At 70.0% G+C, this 14,812-nt stretch carries 13 protein-coding genes; 8 read left to right on the plus strand and 5 right to left on the minus strand.

Annotated features, from left to right (window positions below):
• Positions 1-6 precede the first annotated feature (6 nt).
• Positions 7-1,032, minus strand: coding sequence for a 4-hydroxybenzoate octaprenyltransferase (ubiA, locus tag CLV77_RS01315; RefSeq protein WP_418222449.1), 1,026 nt, complete (start codon positions 1,030-1,032; stop codon positions 7-9).
• 12 nt (positions 1,033-1,044) lie between these two features.
• Between ubiA and CLV77_RS01320 the strand changes: the two genes are divergently transcribed.
• From CLV77_RS01320 to CLV77_RS01330, 3 genes are all read left to right on the plus strand, one after another.
• A complete protein-coding gene (locus CLV77_RS01320; RefSeq protein ID WP_076979604.1) occupies positions 1,045-1,842 on the plus strand; it encodes a 16S rRNA (uracil(1498)-N(3))-methyltransferase in 798 nt (265 codons plus the stop codon).
• The gene (locus tag CLV77_RS01325; protein WP_076979603.1) at positions 1,839-2,441 is read left to right on the plus strand and encodes a hypothetical protein; all 603 of its coding nucleotides are present in this window, start codon (positions 1,839-1,841) and stop codon (positions 2,439-2,441) included. Before CLV77_RS01320 ends, CLV77_RS01325 begins: the two co-directional genes overlap by 4 nt.
• Positions 2,442-2,576: 135 nt before the next feature.
• On the plus strand, positions 2,577-3,947 hold the full coding sequence (locus CLV77_RS01330) for a glutamate--cysteine ligase (RefSeq protein WP_076979602.1): 1,371 nt from the start codon (positions 2,577-2,579) through the stop codon (positions 3,945-3,947).
• A 7-nt stretch (positions 3,948-3,954) separates the two neighbouring features.
• On the opposite strand, the gene CLV77_RS01335 is transcribed toward CLV77_RS01330, so the two are convergent.
• From CLV77_RS01335 to CLV77_RS01350, 4 genes are all read right to left on the minus strand, one after another.
• Entirely contained in the window at positions 3,955-4,446 is a 492-nt protein-coding gene (locus CLV77_RS01335) for a DUF805 domain-containing protein (RefSeq protein WP_076979601.1), read from the minus strand.
• A 35-nt stretch (positions 4,447-4,481) separates the two neighbouring features.
• The gene (plsY, locus tag CLV77_RS01340; RefSeq protein ID WP_076979600.1) at positions 4,482-5,087 is read right to left on the minus strand and encodes a glycerol-3-phosphate 1-O-acyltransferase PlsY; all 606 of its coding nucleotides are present in this window, start codon (positions 5,085-5,087) and stop codon (positions 4,482-4,484) included.
• Between the two features lie 145 nt (positions 5,088-5,232).
• A complete protein-coding gene (pyrC, locus tag CLV77_RS01345) occupies positions 5,233-6,516 on the minus strand; it encodes a dihydroorotase (protein WP_076979599.1) in 1,284 nt (427 codons plus the stop codon).
• Positions 6,513-7,457, minus strand: a complete 945-nt coding sequence (locus tag CLV77_RS01350; protein ID WP_076979598.1) for an aspartate carbamoyltransferase catalytic subunit — start codon at positions 7,455-7,457, stop codon at positions 6,513-6,515. The genes pyrC and CLV77_RS01350 overlap by 4 nt, the downstream gene beginning before the upstream one ends.
• Positions 7,458-7,571: 114 nt before the next feature.
• Between CLV77_RS01350 and CLV77_RS01355 the strand changes: the two genes are divergently transcribed.
• The 5 genes from CLV77_RS01355 (at position 7,572) to CLV77_RS01375 (ending at position 14,796) form a co-directional block, all read left to right on the plus strand.
• Complete coding sequence (locus tag CLV77_RS01355; RefSeq protein ID WP_076979597.1) at positions 7,572-8,429, plus strand: uracil-DNA glycosylase; 858 nt, start codon at positions 7,572-7,574, stop codon at positions 8,427-8,429.
• Positions 8,429-9,100, plus strand: coding sequence for a LysE family translocator (locus CLV77_RS01360; protein WP_076979596.1), 672 nt, complete (start codon positions 8,429-8,431; stop codon positions 9,098-9,100). Before CLV77_RS01355 ends, CLV77_RS01360 begins: the two co-directional genes overlap by 1 nt.
• 3 nt (positions 9,101-9,103) lie before the next feature.
• Complete coding sequence (moaB, locus tag CLV77_RS01365) at positions 9,104-9,646, plus strand: molybdenum cofactor biosynthesis protein B (RefSeq protein WP_076979595.1); 543 nt, start codon at positions 9,104-9,106, stop codon at positions 9,644-9,646.
• A gap of 96 nt (positions 9,647-9,742) precedes the next feature.
• Positions 9,743-11,251, plus strand: coding sequence for an efflux RND transporter periplasmic adaptor subunit (locus CLV77_RS01370; protein ID WP_076979594.1), 1,509 nt, complete (start codon positions 9,743-9,745; stop codon positions 11,249-11,251).
• A 2-nt stretch (positions 11,252-11,253) separates the two neighbouring features.
• Positions 11,254-14,796 carry an efflux RND transporter permease subunit gene (locus CLV77_RS01375; RefSeq protein WP_083707746.1) on the plus strand — a complete coding sequence of 1,181 codons (3,543 nt, stop codon included), beginning with the start codon at positions 11,254-11,256 and terminating at the stop codon, positions 14,794-14,796.
• The last annotated feature ends 16 nt before the right edge of the window (positions 14,797-14,812 follow it).

Genomic DNA, 14,812 nt, shown 5'->3' on the forward strand with positions numbered 1-14,812 from the left:
AGCCCGTCACCCGCCGGCGTTCAATCGTATGAGGACCGCGACGGCGAGAAACAGCACGGGGATCAGCCCCGCGTTCCGGTTGGAACGGAACAGCCGCAGGCAGCAATCGGTGTCGTCGATGTTCAGCCGACCCAGTTGCCAGGCCAGGTGCCAACCGAACCCCCAGGCCCCGCCAAGCGCCAGCGCAAGGGCCAGCGGGTTGGCGCCGGGCCCCGCCGCGATCATCACCGACAGCATCATCAGCACGACCGAGATCACCAGGAATCCGCGCAGCCACAGCGGCGTCCGCTCGGCGAAAAGGCGGGCCGTGGAATGGACCCCGATCAGCGCGTCGTCCTCCTTGTCCTGATGGGCGTAGATGGTGTCGTAGAACAGGGTCCAGGCGATTCCGGCCAAGTAAAGAAGGACCGCGGGCCAACCCAGGCTGCCGGTGTGGGCCGTCCAGGCCAGCAGCGCGCCCCAGTTGAAGGCCAGGCCCAGGAAGACCTGAGGCCACCAGGTGAAGCGCTTGGCAAAGGGGTAGATCGCGACCAGTCCCAGAGACGCCACGCCCAGTCCCACCGCCGCCCAGTTGAAGGTCAGAAGGATCGCCAGACCGACCAGGCATTGCGCCGCCATCCACACCAGCGCGCCGCGCGTGCTGACCTGTCCCGACGGCAGCGGACGCGAGCGGGTGCGCGCGACCTTGTCGTCGATGTTGCGGTCGGTGATGTCGTTCCAGGTGCATCCCGCACCCCGCATCACGATTGCGCCAACTCCGCAGGCCGCGAGGATCCAGAGGTCGTGGAATCCGAACCGCCCCGTCGAGAACGCGGCCAGCAGCAGCCCCCACCAGCAGGGCAGCAGCAACAGCCACGTCCCGATCGGCCGGTCCAGCCGGCTGAGCCGCAGGTAGGGGCGCCAGGCGGCGGGGGCCCGGGTGTCGACCCAGTTCCGGCGCACCGCGTCGGCCACCTGCACGTCGGTGCCGGGGCCTGCCTGTCCGGGGCGGGAAGGGTGCCCGGCCTCTGGCGCTTCGGTTTGGTCGGTCATATGGTCCGGTCCATGAGTTCCAAGGTTCGCCTTTATGTAGATCACCCGCTCGGGGCGGGGCAAACGGTTCCTCTGGACCGGGACCAGGCGCATTACCTCTTCGGGGTGATGCGGATGGGCGCCGGAGACGGGCTGAGCCTGTTCAACGGGCGCGACGGCGAATGGCACGCCGAGGTTGCCGAGGCCGGCAAGCGCGGCGGCAGCCTGCGCGCGGTCGCGCAGACCCGCCCCCTTGCCCTGCCGCCCGACCTCTGGCTGCTTTTCGCGCCGATCAAGAAGGCGCGCACCGATTTCATCGTCGAGAAGGCGGCCGAGATGGGGGCGCGACGGATCTGCCCGGTGCAGACCGATTTCACCAATTCGGACCGGATCCGGCAGGACCGGCTCCAGGCCCACGCGGTCGAGGCTGCCGAGCAATGCGGCGGCACTTTCGTCCCCTCGGTCGAAGGGCTGGAGAAGCTGGGCGCGCTGCTGGATCGCTGGCCGGCCGAGCGGCGTCTGATGTTCTGTGACGAGGCGCGGGTGGGCCAGGCCGTGCCCGACGTGGCCGGACCGTCCGGGGCGCAGGGCGGCGCGGGCGACGGGCCCTGGGCGATCCTGATCGGCCCCGAGGGCGGGTTCAGCCCGGCAGAGCGCGAGCGGCTGCATGCCCTTCCCCAGGCCAAGGTTGTCTCGCTCGGACCGCGCATTCTGCGGGCGGACACGGCGGCGGTCGCGGCGATGACCCTGTGGCAGCTTCGCCATGGCGATTGGCAGGCAGACGGAGAGCCTTCCGGCCAGGGGCCGACCGCGCCCGGGGGGCGGCCATGAACCCCGTCCGCCCCGAACTGCGCCGCGCCATCCTGCACTGGCGGGAGGCGATCGCGGCGGCGGGCGTTGTCCTTGCCGGGATCTGGATGATCTCTCTGGGCGGGCTGCTCTTGCAGGGGCTGGGCCTTGCGGTGGTGGTGATCGGCTCGGCCTATCTGTGGGTGGCGGTGCGGCGGGGGCGCTTCCGCTCGGGCCGTGGCGGGCCGGGGGTGGTGCAGCTGGACGAGGGACAGATCCGCTATTTCGGGCCCTTCCACGGCGGCTCGGTCGCGCTGGTGGCGCTGCACTCGATCCGCCTGGTGACCGAGGCGGGGGGCCGCGCCCGCTGGCAGCTAATCGATGACGAGGGACGCTCGCTTCTGATCCCGGCTGATGCCGAAGGCTCGCGCCTTCTCTTCGATGCCTTCGCGGCGCTGGAGGGGATGGACGCGGCGCGGCTCGTCGCCCTCAGCCGCCAGACCGGGCCCGGCACGCGCGAGATTTGGCAGCGCCCCGAGGGGCGGCTCCGCCCCGGCACCGGAACGGGGAGTGTTACGGGTGGCGTTGCGGGGGGCGGGAACGCCGGGCGAAACGGTGGTCGCGTCACGCGTCTGCACTAGGTCCACGGGGCGGATCGGTCGATGGTCCCCGACGGGCGCGGGCCTTGACACCCCCGCCACAACGTCGCACCCCTGTCGGCCTGACGAAACCCACCGGTTGTCCTGACGGACAACGCCTCAGATCGGAGCCAAGCCATGTCCATTCCCCAGTCCGGCGGCGGTCCGATCGAGCGGCACGAGCAGCTGGCCGAATACCTGGCCGAAGGCTGCAAGCCCCGCGACCAGTGGCGCATTGGCACCGAGCACGAGAAATTCGGCTACAACCGCGAAACGTTGCTGCCGCTGCCCTACGAGGGCGACTGCTCGGTCCGCGCCATCCTCGAGGGTCTGCGCGACCGCTTCGGCTGGGCCCCGGTCGAGGAGGGCGGCAAGATCATCGGCCTGCTCAAGGACGGGGCCAATGTCAGCCTGGAGCCGGGCGGCCAGCTGGAACTTTCGGGCGCCCCGCTGGAGACCATCCACGAGACCTGTGACGAGGTGAACGTTCACCTGCGCGAGGTCCAGAGCGTCGCCGACGACATCGGCGCGGGTTTCATCGGCCTGGGGGCCGCGCCCGAATGGACCCACGACCAGATGGAGATGATGCCCAAGGGTCGCTACCGCCTGATGACCGATTACATGGACCGGGTCGGCAGCATGGGGAAGGTGATGATGTACCGCACCTGCACCGTGCAGGTGAACCTGGACTTCGAATCCGAGGCCGACATGGTCCGCAAGCTGCGCGTGGCGCTGGCCCTGCAGCCGGTTGCGACCGCACTTTTCGCGAACTCGCCCTTCTTCGAGGGCAAGCCCAACGGTCACAAATCCTGGCGTTCGCGGGTCTGGCGCGACCTTGATCCGGCGCGGACGGGCATGCTGCCCTTCGTCTTCGACGAGGGGTTCGGCTTCGAGGCCTGGGTGGACTATGCCCTCGATGTGCCGATGTATTTCGTCTACCGCGACGGCACGTACATCGACGCGCTGGGCCAGTCGTTCCGCGACTTCATGAGGGGCGAGCTTCCGGCGCTGCCGGGCGAGACGCCCAGCCTGTCGGACTGGGCCGATCACCTGACGACCATCTTCCCCGAAGCGCGGCTGAAGAAATTCATCGAGATGCGTGGCGCCGACGGCGGGCCCTGGCGCCGGCTTTGCGCGCTGCCGGCCTTCTGGGCGGGCCTGACCTATGACCAGGGGGCGCTGGACGCGGCCTGGGACCTGGTGCGGGGCTGGAGCGCGGAGCAGCGCGAGGCGCTGCGCGTCGCGGCCTCGGTCGACGGACTTCAGGCGGAGGCGGGCGGCATCCGCATGCATGACCTGGCCCGCGAAGTGCTTGGCATCGCCGAGCAAGGGCTGAAATCCCGCGCCCGTCCCGGCGCCGGCGGCCTTGTCCCCGACGAGACCCATTTCCTGAATGCGCTGCGCGAAAGCGTCGAGTCGGGGACGGTCCCGGCCGACGAGCTTCTGGCGAAGTACCACGGCGAATGGGATGGCGACCTGAGCCGGATCTACGCCGAATATTCCTACTGACCGCGCGTCAGGGCGCGTTGTCGCCCCGTCCCGCCCGGGGCACGGGCGGAATGCGCGTCCGGGCGACGGGCGTGCCCGCGTCGTCCGTCCAGTCCTCGTCCGCCCAGTCCTCGTCCGCGTAGGGGTCCGGCGCGCCGTGCCCCGGCGGCGGGCCGAAGCGGTTGCGCCCCGCGCTGCCCCTGATCAGGGCAAAGACCAGCAGCACCAGCATCCCCACCGCCGGCAGCAGCATCAGCAGCACCCACCAGCCGGTGCGGTCGATGTCATGGAGCCGGCGCACCAGCAAGGAGATCGAGGGCAGGAGCAGCGCCAGCGACCAGAGGGCCGAAATCCAGCCACCTGAACTGGCGTGGCCCGAGACCGCCCCGTCGAGGACGGCCGCCGCCATCGTGCCCAGGAAGTAGAAGAGCTGGAACCACCAGAATTCCGCCCGCGAGGCGCGGCCCGAAAAGACGGCGTAGTTGCGCAGGCTGTGGCGGACTGAGGGGACAAAACCCATGGCTGGCCTTCCGGGGGTAGGGTGGGCGGCGACGCCTATTTCTGGCCGATCCGGGGTTCGGTCCCCGTCACCAGCCGGGCGATGTTGGCCCGGTGGCGCAGAAAGATCAACGCCGCCAGCGCCGCGCCGAAGAGAACCGCCTGGGGCATGCCGAGCAGGTAGAGCAGCAGCGGTGCCGCCGCCGCCGCCACCAGCGCCGCCAGCGAGGAGATCCGGAAGATCGCCGCCATCACCAGCCAGACGCCGCAGGCCGCAAGCCCCGCCGGCCAGTAGAGCGCCAGCAGCGTGCCGAGGAAGGTAGCAACGCCCTTGCCGCCCTTGAACCCCAGTGTCGCCGGGTAGCAATGGCCAAGAAAAGCGAAGAAGCCGGCGATCTGTGCGGCGTCCTCCCCCAGCAGGGCGCGGGCCAGCAGCACGGCGATGGCCCCCTTGCCTGCGTCGAGCACAAGGGTGAGGAAAGCCGCGGTCTTGTTCCCGGTGCGCAGCACGTTGGTCGCGCCGATATTGCCCGACCCGATCCGGCGCAGGTCCCCCAGCCCGAAGAGCCGGGTCATCACCAGTCCGAAGGGCACCGAGCCCAGCAAGTAGCCGAGCAGGGCCGTCAGCAGCAGGGCGGCGATCGGGGTGTCGAAGACGGGCATGATGCGGGCTCCAGGGGTGGTGCCTGCGCCGGGTGGCGCGCGGCCGGGCAGGGCCCGAGGCCTTCGGCGAGGATATTTTCGCGACAATGAAGCAGGCGGGCCGCGGGTTCAATGGCCCGTGGCAGGGGCGCGATGTCGCCGGGGCCTAACCTTCGAAGACGCGGGTGCCGCCGACCCAGGTGCCCAGGACCCGGCCCTGCATCCGCTGCCCGTCGAAGGGGGTGTTCTTGGATTTCGACTGCAACGTGGCGCGGTCCAGCACGAAGGGGCGGTCGGGGTCGAAGAGCATCAGGTCGGCGGGGGCGCCGGCGGCGAGGCGCCCGGCCTCGAGCCCCAGCCGGCGGGCCGGGTTGAGGGTCATGGCGCGCAGCAACACCGGCAGGTCGATGTCGCCCGCGTGCACCAGGCGCAGGGCGGCCGGCAGCAGGGTTTCGAGGGCGACGGCGCCAGAGGCGGCCTCTTCGAAGGGCAGGCGCTTGCTTTCCTCGTCCTGGGGGGTGTGCATCGACGAGATGATGTCGATCAGGCCACCGGCCACGGCCTCGACCATGGCGCGGCGGTCCTCCTCGGCGCGGAGGGGCGGCTTGATCTTGAAGAAGGTGCGGTAGTCGCCGATGTCGAGCTCGTTCAGCGTCAGGTGATGGATGTTGACGCCGGCGGTGACGTCGAGGCCGGCGGCCTTCGCGCGTTCCAGCGCGGGCAGGGCGGCGGCGCTGGAGAGATTGTCGGCGTGGTAGCGGGCGCGCGTCATCTCGACCAGCGCGAGGTCACGCTCGAGGCCCATCCGCTCGGCCATGGGGGAGACGGCGGGCAGGCCGCGCAGCGAGGCGAACTTGCCCGAGGTCGCGGCGGCCCCGGCCGACAGCCCCTGGTCCTGGGGATGGGCGATGACCAGCGCGCCCAGCGCCCGTGCGTAGGTCAGGCAGCGCGAAAAAACCTTGGGCGACTGGATCACCTGGTCGCAGTCGGTGAAGGCGACGGCGCCGGCATCGAGGAGGAAACCGATCTCGACCATCTCGCGGCCCTGGCGTCCCCGTGTCAGGGCGGCCATGGGCAGGATGCGCACGGGCGAGGCCTCGGTCGCGCGGCGGGTGACGAATTCCAGCGTCTCGGGGCTGTCGATGGCGGGGGCGGTGTCGGGGCGGGTCACCATGGTGGTGATGCCGCCGGCCGCCGCCGCCAGGCCGGCGGTGCGGAAGCTTTCCTTGTGCCGCTCGCCCGGCTCGCAGATCTTGACGCCGATGTCGACGATGCCGGGGGCGAGGCAGGCGCCCTGGCAGTCGACCACCTCGGTCCCCTCGCCCGCCGCAGGGGCCGGTTCGGCCCCGATGTCGAGGATGCGCCCGTCGCGGATGCGCAGGCTGCCGAGGCTGTCGGTGCCGGCCTCGGGGTCGATCAGGCGGGCGTTGATGAAAAGGGTGGTGCTCATGCCTGGTCCTCGCCTTCGCGGCCGTGGCGCGACAGCAGGTCCATCGCCGCCATGCGCACGGCGACCCCCATCTCGACCTGTTCCTGGATGACCGAGCGGTTGATGTCGTCGGCCAGCGTGCCGTCGATCTCGACCCCGCGGTTCATCGGGCCGGGATGCATGACGATGGCGTCGGGCTTGGCGTGGGCCAGCTTTTCCTCGTCGAGGCCGAAGCGGTGGTAATACTCACGCTCGGACGGGATGAAGCCGCCGTCCATCCGTTCCTTCTGAAGCCGCAGCATCATCACCACGTCCACGTCGCGCAGCCCCTCGCGCATGTCGTCGAAGACCTCGACGCCGAATTCCTCGATACGGGAGGGCATCAGGGTGGGCGGGCCGATCAGGCGCACGCGGTTCTCCATCTTGCCCAGCAGCAGCAGGTTCGAGCGCGCAACCCGGCTGTGGGCGATGTCGCCGCAGATGGCGATCGACAGGCGGTGCAGCCGACCCTTGGCGCGGCGGATCGTCAGCGCGTCCAGCAGCGCCTGGGTGGGGTGTTCGTGGCGCCCGTCGCCGGCGTTCAGCACGGCGCAGTTGACCTTGTCGGCCAGCAGGTTGACGGCCCCCGAATGCGGATGGCGCACCACCAGCAGATCGGGGTGCATGGCGTTCAGGGTCAGCGCCGTGTCGATCAGCGTCTCGCCCTTCTTGAGCGAGCTGGCCTGCATGGCCATGTTCATCACGTCCGCGCCCAGCCGCTTGCCGGCCAGTTCGAAACTGGCCTGGGTGCGGGTCGAATTCTCGAAGAACATGTTGATCTGGGTCAGACCGCTCAGCACGTCCAGGTGCTTCTTGCTCTGGCGGTTGAGGTCCACGTAGCGTTCGGAAAGATCGAGGATCGTGCGGATATCTTCCTGATGCAGCGGTTCGATGCCAAGAAGATGTCTGTGGCGGAATGTCATGCTGCCCCCTTCGCGACCGGAGGCCTTATAGGTCCGCGCGGGGCATCCGGCAAGCCTCGGCGCGCGGACGATGGGGCATTTACCTTGCGGGCGGGCAGGCATAACTTGCCGGGCATGGACGCCAGCCTTGCCGAAACCCTCGATCATCAGACCGCCCGCGCGCTGCTGGAATGGCAGATCGAGCTGGGCGCGACCGAGGCCATCGCCGAGGAGCCCATCGACCGGTTCGAGGCGGTCGACCAGCCGCCCGCGCGCGATGCGGCGCAGCCCGGCCGGAGCGGAACCGGCGCGCCGGCCTCCGCAGGCGCCGCCGCCCCCACCGGCCCCACTGGCCATGTCCCCATGCCCGAGGTAGATCCGGTGGCCGAGGCCACGGCGGCGGCGATGGGGGCGGGCGATCTGGAGGCGCTGGCCCGCGCACAGGCCGCGTTCGAGCATTGCGAGCTGAAGAAGGGCGCGCGCAACTTCGTCTTTTCCGACGGGCTGGCGGGCGCCAGGGTGATGATCCTGGGCGAGGCGCCGGGCCGCGACGAGGATATCGAGGGTCGCCCCTTCGTCGGCAAGGCAGGGCAGCTTCTGGACCGAATGCTTGACGCCATCGGCCTTGCGCGCGGCGCCGAGGATCCGGGCCGCGCGGTCTATATCGCCAACATCCTGCCCTGGCGCCCGCCCGGCAACCGCGATCCCCAGCCCGACGAGGTGGCGATGATGATGCCCTTCGTCGAGAAGCACGTCGCCCTGGCGGCGCCCGACGTGCTGGTGCTGATGGGCAACGTCAGCTGCCACGCCTGCCTGGGGCAGAAGGGAATCACCCGCCTGCGCGGCAACTGGACCGAGGCGCTGGGCCGCCCGGTCCTGCCGATGCTGCACCCGGCTTACCTGTTGCGGACGCCCGACGCCAAGCGGCTGGCATGGGCGGACCTGCTGTCGCTGCGCGCGCGGCTGGAGCGAGCCGAAGGCGACGCGGGCTGATGGGGGGCGCGCTTTGGCCCGTCGACGCGGTCACGCTGCTTACCTTCGTACCGGCGGCGCTGGCGCTGAACCTGACCCCCGGGGCGGACATGCTGTTTTGCGCGGGCCAGGGGCTGCGGTCCGGGTCGGTGGCGGCGGTGGCGGCCAGCGCGGGGGTCGCGCTGGGCGGGGTGGTGCACGTGGCGCTGGCGGGGCTGGGCCTGGGCGCCGTCATCGCCACCATGCCCTGGACCTTCGAGGTGATCCGCTGGCTGGGCGTGGCCTACCTGCTGTGGTTGGCGTGGCAGACGCTGCGCCGCTCGGGGCTCTCGGCGCGCGCGCAGGAGGTGGGCGAGGTCGCGGCCGGGCCGGCCGGTCGCGGTGCCTGGGCCAGCCTGCGTCAGGGCATGGTCGTGAACCTCACCAATCCCAAGGTCATCCTGTTCGTGCTGGCCTTCATCCCGCAGTTTGTCGATCCCGCGCGCGGCTCGGTCCTTGTGCAGTTCCTGGTGCTGGGCGCGATCGTGTCGCTGGGCGGGTTCGTCATCAACGCGCTGGCCGGGATCTTCGCGCATCGGCTGGGCCGCCGCCTGGGTGGCGGCGAGGGCCGGGCCGGGCGCTGGATGGGCCGGATCTCGGCCGGAATTTTCGCCGGGCTGGCCCTGCGCCTGGCATTTCTTGAGAAAGGTTGAGCCATGAGCCGTATCGACGAAAACGCACAGTTCGTGCCCGTGCGCATCGCCGTGCTGACGGTCAGCGACACGCGCTCGATTGAGGAGGACCGGTCGGGCCAGACCCTGGTCGACCGGATCGAGGAGGCGGGCCACCAACTGGCCGACCGTCGCATCCTGCCCGACGAACGCGCGCAGATCGCGGCGCAGTTGCGCGACTGGTGCGCCGATCCGGCCATCGATGTGGTCATCTCGACGGGCGGCACCGGCCTGACCGGGCGCGATGTCACGGTCGAGGCCCACCGCGATGTCTACGAGAAAGAGATCGAGGCTTTCGCGACGGTCTTCACCATCGTCTCGATGAAGAAGATCGGCACCTCGGCGGTGCAGTCGCGCGCCACCGGCGGCGTGGCGCAGGGCACCTATCTTTTTGCCCTTCCCGGCAGCCCGGGGGCCTGCAAGGACGCCTGGGACGAGATCCTGAAGCTGCAACTCGACCTGCGCCACCGGCCCTGCAATTTCGTCGAGATCATGCCCCGCCTCGACGAGCATCTGCGCCGGAAATAGGCACGCGGGGCGTCACGCCACTGTGGCTTGGTTCCGGAGGCGGGGCACGCTATCGTGAAACGCCCATGTCTTCGGGGCGCAAACGGGGTCTATTGCATGCGATTTCTGCGCCGCTCCCTCGTGGGGCTGTTCCTTCTTGCCGTGACCCTGGGCCTTCTGGGCCTGGGCGCGCAGACGCTTTACGGCGCGCTTCAGGAACGTTGGGCCCGTGACACGCCCCAGCGGCCCGCCCGCGAAAGGGTGGTGGCCGTCAACGTCCTGACCGCCGAGGCCATCGACCTGCACCCCGAACTGACGACCTTCGGCGAAGTCCGTTCGCGCCGGACGCTGGAATTGCGCGCCCCCTCGGCCGGCACCATCGTCGAGCTGGCGCGCGAATTCGTCGATGGCGGCGTGGTCAAGGCCGGACAGGTGTTGTTGCGGATCGACCCGCGGGAGGCCCAGTCGGCGCTGGAGGTTGCGCGCTCGGACCTGGAGGAGGCCGAGGCAGAGCAGCGCGATGCCGAGCGGGCGCTGGAGCTTGCCCGCGCCGAGCTGGCGGCTGCCCAGGCGCAGGCCGACCTGAGGGCGCAGGCGCTGAAACGTCAGCGCGACCTTTCGGGGCGCGGTGTCGGCACCGCCGCCCAGGTCGAGACCGCCGAGCTGGCCGCAGCCCAGGCCGACCAATCGGTCGTCTCGCGCCGGCAGGCCCTGGCCCAGGGCGAGACCCGCATCGACTTGGCGCGCACCCGGCTGGGACGGGCCCGCATAAACCTTCGCGATGCCGAGCGGCGGCTTGAGGACACGGTCCTGCGCGCGGAATTCGCCGGCACCCTCTCTGAGGTGGGCGTCGTGCAGGGCGGGTTGGTGACGGGCAACGAGCGCCTGGCGCGGCTGATCGACCCCGACGCGCTGGAGGTCCAGTTTCGCATTTCCGTCGGCCAATACGCGCGCCTGGCCGGCGACGGTGGCGACCTGCCCCATGCCGAGGTGACGGCGCTGCTGGACCTGTCGGGGATCGAACTGACCGCCGGTGGCCGCATCTCGCGGGTCAGCGCGGCGGTGGGCGAGGGGCAGACCGGCCGTCTTCTCTTTGCCCAACTGGACCGCGCCCCCGGCTTTCGCCCGGGGGATTTCGTCACCGTCCGCGTCACCGAACCGTTGCTGGAGGGGGTGGCGCGGCTGCCGGCCTCGGCGCTCGATGCGCGCGGCACGGTGCTGGTGCTGGCCGAGGGGAACCGGCTTGAGACGCTTTCCGTCGAGCTTCTGCGCCGCCAGGGCGACGACGTGTTGGTCCGCGCCGAGGGTCTTTACGGGCGCGAGGTGGTGGCCGAACGCTCGCCGCTGCTGGGAGCGGGCATCCGGGTCAAGCCGCTACGCCCCGCCGAAACGGACGAGATCGTGGACGGCAAGACCGACAACGCCTCCGCCCGTGCCCAGCCCCGGGCCGAGGACGAGGCCGAGATGGTCGAGCTGACGGATGAGCGGCGCCAGAAGCTGATCGCCTTTATCGAGGGCAACAAGCGCATGCCGCCCGAAGTCAAGGAACGGCTGTTGGCGCAACTGGCACAGCCCTCGGTCCCCGCGCGTGTCCTTGACCGGCTTGAAGGCCGGATGGGGGGCTGAGCATGGCTGGCCAAGATCAGGGCCAGGGCCAGGACCGGGGCCAAGGGCAGGGCACCGGCACCGACCGCGCCCAGCCGGCGCGCCGTCAGCAGGTCGCCTCGGCCATCGGGGGGATCCTTTCGTATTTCACCCGCCATCGCACTGCCGCCAATCTGGTGCTGGTGCTGATGATTGCCGCAGGGGTCGTCGCCATCCCAAGGATGCGGGCACAGTTCTTTCCCGATGTCATCATCGACAGCGTCTCGGTCTCGGTCCGCTGGGACGGGGCGGGGGCCGAGGATGTGGACGCCGGCATCGTCGAGCTGCTGGAGCCGGTGCTGCTGGCGGTCGAGGGGGTCGAATCCTCAAGCTCGACCTCGCGCGAGGGCAGCGCCTCGATCGGGCTGGAGTTCGAACCGGGTTGGGACATGGCGCGTGCCGCCGACGACGTGCAGGCGGCGGTCGACGCGGTCTCGAACCTGCCCGAAGAGGCCGAGAAACCCGAAGTCAGGCGCGGCGCCTGGCGCGACCGGGTGACAGACCTCGTGGTCACGGGCCCCGTGGGGGTGGACCAACTTGGCCGTCTGGCTGACGAGCTGGTGGCGCGGCTTTTCGCCCGGGGGGTGACGCGCACCACGATCCGTGGCGTCGCCGCCCCCGAAACCATCGTCGAGGTGCCGACCGCCGCCCTCATCCGCCATGACGTGACCATGCGCGCCATCGCCGAGGCCATCGCCGAGGAGGCACGGGCGGACCCGGCGGGCGATGTCTCGGGCGCCAACGCCCGGGTTCGCACCGGCGTGGCCAAGCGCAGCCCCGACCAGATCGAGGCCATCGCCCTGCGCTCCAACCCCGATGGATCCAAGCTGCTGATCGGGGATCTGGCCCGGGTCACGCAGGAAGGAATCGACCGGCAACGGGCCTATTTCGTCGGACCCGATCCCGCGATCTCCGTCAGGGTGGACCGTACTGAGCGGGGCGACGCCATCGGTATCCAGAAGACGGTCGAGGAGGTCGTGGCCGAGATGCGCGCAAGCCTGCCCCGGGGGGTGGATATCAGCCTGATCCGCACCCGGGCCGAGGCGATCACCGGGCGGCTGGACCTGCTTCTCGACAACGGGCTGCTGGGGCTGGGCCTGGTGGTGGGGCTTCTGTTTCTTTTCCTCAACGCGCGCATTGCCCTTTGGGTCGCGGCCGGCATCCCGGTGGCGATGGCCGCCGCCATCGCGCTGATGTATGCCGCCGGCCTGACCATCAACATGGTCTCGCTATTCGCGCTCATCATTACGCTGGGCATCGTGGTCGACGATGCCATCGTCGTGGGCGAACACGCCGATTTTCGCGCCCGACGCCTGGGAGAGCCGCCCGTCGTCGCCGCCGAGAACGCGGCCCGGCGCATGGCGCTGCCGGTCTTCTCGGCCACGATCACCACGGTTATCGCCTTCTTCGCGCTGGTGGTGGTAGGCGGGCGTTTCGGCGATCTGATCAAGGACATTCCGTTCACGGTGATCGTGGTGCTTCTGGCCTCGCTTGTGGAATGTTTCGTGATCCTGCCCAACCACCTCAGTCATGCGCTGGCCCACACCGCCAAGGAACATTGGTATGACCTGCCCAGCCGGCTGGTGAACCGGGGCTTCCGGCGGTTTCGCGACGGGATCTTCCGCCGCCTGATGCGGGCGGTGGTCTGGGCGCGCTACCCGGTGATCGCGGCGGTCTTCGCGCTGCTGGCGTCACAGCTGGCCCTGTTCGTGACCGGCGATGTCACCTGGCGCTTCTTCAACGCGCCCGAGCGGGGGTCGGTCTCGGGCAATTTCGCGATGGTCAATGGCGCCAGCCGCGCCGACACCGTCGAGATGATGCGCGAGATGCAGCGCGCGACCGAGGAGCTGGCCGCGAAATACGAGGCCGAGCACGGGACCAACCCGCTGGCATTCGTGCTGGCCGAGATCGGCGGCTCGACCGGGCGGGGCCTGGCGGGTGCCGACAACAAGGACAGCGACCTGCTGGGCTCCATCGCGATCGAGCTGATCGATCCGGACCTGCGCCCCTATTCCAGTTTCAAGTTCGTGGGCGAGTTGCAGGACAGCGTTCGCCGCCACCCGATGCTGGAAACCGTCAGCTTCCGCGGCTGGCGCTCGGGACCGGGGGGCGATGCGCTGGACGTGCAGCTTTTCAACGCCCCGACCGAGACCCTGAAGGCCGCCGCCGAGGAGCTGAAGACCACGCTGGCCCGCTTTGGCGAGGTTTCGGCGCTGGAGGACACGCTGGCCTATGACAAGGAAGAGCTGATCCTGGAGCTGACCGCCCAGGGCCAGGCGCTGGGCTTCACCATCGACGGGCTGGGCCGGGTCCTGCGCGACCGGCTGGGCGGGATCGAGGCCGCGACCTATCCCGACGGCCCCCGCTCGGCCACCATTCGGGTCGAACTGCCGGAGGGCGAGCTGACGGCGGATTTCCTGGACCGCACCCAGATGCGCACGCCCGGCGGCCGCTATGTGCCGCTGGCCGACATCGTGCAGGTCACCCGGCGCAGCGGCTTTTCCACCATCCAGCGCGAGAACGGGGTGCGGCTGGTTTCGGTCACGGGCGATATATCAGAGGATGACGCCGCTCGGGCAACCGAGATCATGACCGAGCTGGAGGACGTGATCCTGCCCGCGATCGAGGAGCGGCACGGCGTTTCCTGGCGGCTGTCGGGCCTGGCCGAGCAGGAGGGGGATTTCCTGTCCGACGCGCTGTTGGGCTTCATGCTGTGCCTGGTCGGCATCTACCTGACGCTGGCTTGGGTCTTCTCGTCCTGGACGCGGCCGCTGGTGGTGATGTCGGTCATCCCCTTCGGTCTGGTGGGCACGATCTACGGGCATTGGTCCTGGGACGTGCCGCTGTCGATGTTCACGGTGGTGGGGCTGATCGGCATGACCGGCATCATCATCAACGATTCGATCGTGCTGGTGACGACGGTGGACGAGTATTCCGAGGATCGGGGCCTTTTCCCTGCGATCGTGGACGCGGCCTCGGACCGGTTGCGACCGGTGCTTCTGACGACGCTGACGACCGTGCTGGGTCTGGCGCCGCTGCTTTACGAAAGCTCGGCCCAGGCGCAGTTCCTCAAGCCTACGGTCATCACCCTTTGCTACGGGCTGGCCTTCGGAATGGTGCTGGTTCTGCTGATGGTGCCGGCCCTGCTGGCGGTGCAGATGGACCTGCGGCGGCAATTCGTGGGGCTGCGCCGGGCGCTGGGCCTTGCGTTGGGTCCGGCGCTGGGGTCGCGCCATGCCGGCGGGCGCGGTGTGGGGGCGGTAGCGGCCTTGGCCGCGCTGGTCGTCGCCGGGCTTTTCGCGGCGACCGTGGGGCATTCGGCCCTGCGCGGCGGTATCTGGCCCGGTCCCGCCGGGCTTCTGTCACCGACGCTTGCGGACCGGCTGGCGCAGGCTGGGCCGGCCCCCGCCCTGGCGGCATTCGTCGCGGCAAGCGCGATCGTGGTGCTTCTGGCCTATGTGCTGGGGGCGCTTGCGCTGAGCTGGCGCGCCCGCCGGGCGCGCGGGACGGATCCTGTCCGGGGCTGATCGTTGGGGGGCGCGC

It is taken from the genome of Brevirhabdus pacifica (genome assembly GCF_002797755.1).
Classification (GTDB): Bacteria; Pseudomonadota; Alphaproteobacteria; order Rhodobacterales; family Rhodobacteraceae; genus Brevirhabdus; species Brevirhabdus pacifica.

Bases quoted from the DNA above. Each gene is read 5' to 3' on its own strand.
- CLV77_RS01370 (WP_076979594.1), top strand. From the start codon at position 9,743: ATGCGATTTCTGCGCCGCTCCCTCGTGGGGCTGTTCCTTCTTGCCGTG.
- CLV77_RS01325 (WP_076979603.1), top strand. From the start codon at position 1,839: ATGAACCCCGTCCGCCCCGAACTGCGCCGCGCCATCCTGCACTGGCGG.
- moaB (WP_076979595.1), top strand. From the start codon at position 9,104: ATGAGCCGTATCGACGAAAACGCACAGTTCGTGCCCGTGCGCATCGCC.
- CLV77_RS01360 (WP_076979596.1), top strand. From the start codon at position 8,429: ATGGGGGGCGCGCTTTGGCCCGTCGACGCGGTCACGCTGCTTACCTTC.
- plsY (WP_076979600.1), bottom strand. From the start codon at position 5,087: ATGCCCGTCTTCGACACCCCGATCGCCGCCCTGCTGCTGACGGCCCTG.
- CLV77_RS01350 (WP_076979598.1), bottom strand. From the start codon at position 7,457: ATGACATTCCGCCACAGACATCTTCTTGGCATCGAACCGCTGCATCAG.
- CLV77_RS01335 (WP_076979601.1), bottom strand. From the start codon at position 4,446: ATGGGTTTTGTCCCCTCAGTCCGCCACAGCCTGCGCAACTACGCCGTC.
- pyrC (WP_076979599.1), bottom strand. From the start codon at position 6,516: ATGAGCACCACCCTTTTCATCAACGCCCGCCTGATCGACCCCGAGGCC.
- CLV77_RS01375 (WP_083707746.1), top strand. From the start codon at position 11,254: ATGGCTGGCCAAGATCAGGGCCAGGGCCAGGACCGGGGCCAAGGGCAG.
- ubiA (WP_418222449.1), bottom strand. From the start codon at position 1,032: ATGACCGACCAAACCGAAGCGCCAGAGGCCGGGCACCCTTCCCGCCCC.
- CLV77_RS01330 (WP_076979602.1), top strand. From the start codon at position 2,577: ATGTCCATTCCCCAGTCCGGCGGCGGTCCGATCGAGCGGCACGAGCAG.
- CLV77_RS01320 (WP_076979604.1), top strand. From the start codon at position 1,045: ATGAGTTCCAAGGTTCGCCTTTATGTAGATCACCCGCTCGGGGCGGGG.
- CLV77_RS01355 (WP_076979597.1), top strand. From the start codon at position 7,572: ATGGACGCCAGCCTTGCCGAAACCCTCGATCATCAGACCGCCCGCGCG.